At 24.2% G+C, this 2,226-nt stretch carries 1 protein-coding gene; it reads left to right on the forward strand.

Annotation, left to right across the window (positions count from 1 at the left end):
* The first annotated feature begins 405 nt into the window (after positions 1–405).
* Positions 406–2,073 carry an ABC-F type ribosomal protection protein CplR gene (gene cplR, locus ACRDDY_RS12360; protein WP_438565254.1) on the forward strand — a complete coding sequence of 556 codons (1,668 nt, stop codon included), beginning with the start codon at positions 406–408 and terminating at the stop codon, positions 2,071–2,073.
* The last annotated feature ends 153 nt before the right edge of the window (positions 2,074–2,226 follow it).

Here is a 2,226-nt window from a genome sequence, read left to right on the forward strand (position 1 = left end):
TATATTTAACGTCATTTATATATTGTATGGACCTAGATAAAAGTCCTATATTCCTTAATAAATCATTTTTTAGACTTTCCATTTCACCCTCCAAATTAGTTGAAAGTTCAACTATATTTTATTATATATAGAATTAATTGAACTTTCAACTATTTTTTTAAAATTCTATTTCCAAATAAAAGCTTTTGTACTATAATATAATTAAATTTAAGAAAGAACGAGGTAGTTTCATCAATGAGAATGTAATTTACACTTAATTTTTATGAGTATAACAAAAAACTTAAACCTAAAGAAGGTTTATTTGTTGTGCTTAGAATTGAGAGAGTAAATTATATTTCCAAGGGACTACTCTGTACTTTTTCGGAAATTTTCTGCTCTCTCCTATATTCAAGGAGGGATTTTTTTATGTCAGTAATTAAATTAAATAAGGTTAAAAAATATTATGGTGATAGATTAATTTTAGATATTGATAACTTAGAAATTAATGAAGGAACTAAGGTTGCTATTATTGGTGAAAATGGAGCTGGTAAAACAACTTTATTAAAAATTATTATTGGTGAAACTGATATTGATTCAGGATTTATTGATTTTAACTATGATTATTCCTATATAACTCAAGGAACAACCAGTAATGGTTCCTGTGAAGAAGGAAAAATTAAAAGTCTTTTAAAAACACCTAGGGAATATGAAGATTTTTTATCTGGTGGTGAAAAGGTTAAAATTAATATTACAAAGGCACTTAACTCAAATAAAAAACTATTAATAGCTGATGAACCAACTTCTAATCTTGATATAAATTCAATAGAAGTTACTAAAAATCTATTATCAAGTTATAAAGGAACTTTACTTTTAGTTTCCCATGATAGAGATTTTCTTCAATCACTATGTGATAATATTTTAGAAATAGATCATGGTAAAGTAAGGTTGTACAAGTGTAATTATAATGAATATTTAATTTTAAAAGAAGCTGAAAAAACTTTTGATAAAAAAGAATATTCACAATATATAAAAGAAAAAAATGAACTTGAAAAGGCTATATTGAAAAAAGAGAATCTAAAAGATTCAATTAGAAAGACTCCTAGACGAATGGGGAACTCTGAAGCTAGGCTTCATAAGATGGGAGATCAGCGTGGAAAGAAGAATATAGATGGAAATATTAAAGCTCTTAAAAGTCGAATGAATCATTTAGAGATAAAAGAAAAACCTATTGAAAATAAAGAGATTATAATAAAAATTTCTAAGACTGCAGAAATACATTCAAAAACTATTATGGAGCTAAGAAATTTTAATCTTTTTATAAATTCAAAAAAACTTTTAACTGCTGTAAATTTTAAAGTAAAAAAAGGAGAAAAAGTAGCTTTACTTGGTGAAAATGGAAGTGGTAAAAGCACTCTATTAAAAGAGCTATTAAAAAATAACTCAGAGGAAATACGCCTTTCTAAGTTTATTTCTATAGGCTATTTTGATCAACAACAGGATATTTTAAATGAAGAAAAATCCATTCTTGAAAATATCAAAACAAACTGTTCCTTTGATGAAAGTTTTATAAGAATAAATCTTGATAATTTTGGTTTCTCTTCTAATGATATTTATAAAAAAATCAAAGTTTTAAGTGGTGGAGAAAAAGTTAAAGTAGCTCTTTGCAAAATCATTTTAGGTGATAATAATACATTAGTTTTAGATGAGCCAACTAATTATTTAGATATAACAGCTATCTCTGCGCTAGAAAAAGCTTTGATGAATACTGAAAAAACTTTGATTATAGTATCCCATGATATAAGCTTTATTTCTACTATCTGCAATAAAATATTAGAAATAAAAGATAAGAAAGTAACCTCTTTTTCTGGGACTTATAAAGACTTTATAAATGAAAAAATCAATTTAAAAGAGAAATCCAAACTTAATAAAGAGACTATTAAAATTAAAGAAGAACTATTGCTTTTAGAAAATTCTTTAGTTAAAGTAATTTCTCAATTATCAATTGAAAAAAATGAAGATAAACTTATTGAACTAGATTTAGAATATAAAAATCTATTGAAAAAGATCAAAGAATTAAGGCTATTAAATAAGTAATATTGGATATTTTTAAAGCTTTATTAGACTATATATATTTATTCATTTAATAAAATAAACCTTTTAAAATGAAGATTCTATGGAAAAAGTACTGAATTAACAGTACTTTTTCATTTCTTGTAAATTTTATAAATTAATCTTTTAAAACCATTG

Origin of the sequence: Clostridium sp. (assembly GCF_051656525.1) — a bacterium.
Classification (GTDB): domain Bacteria; phylum Bacillota; class Clostridia; order Clostridiales; family Clostridiaceae; genus Clostridium.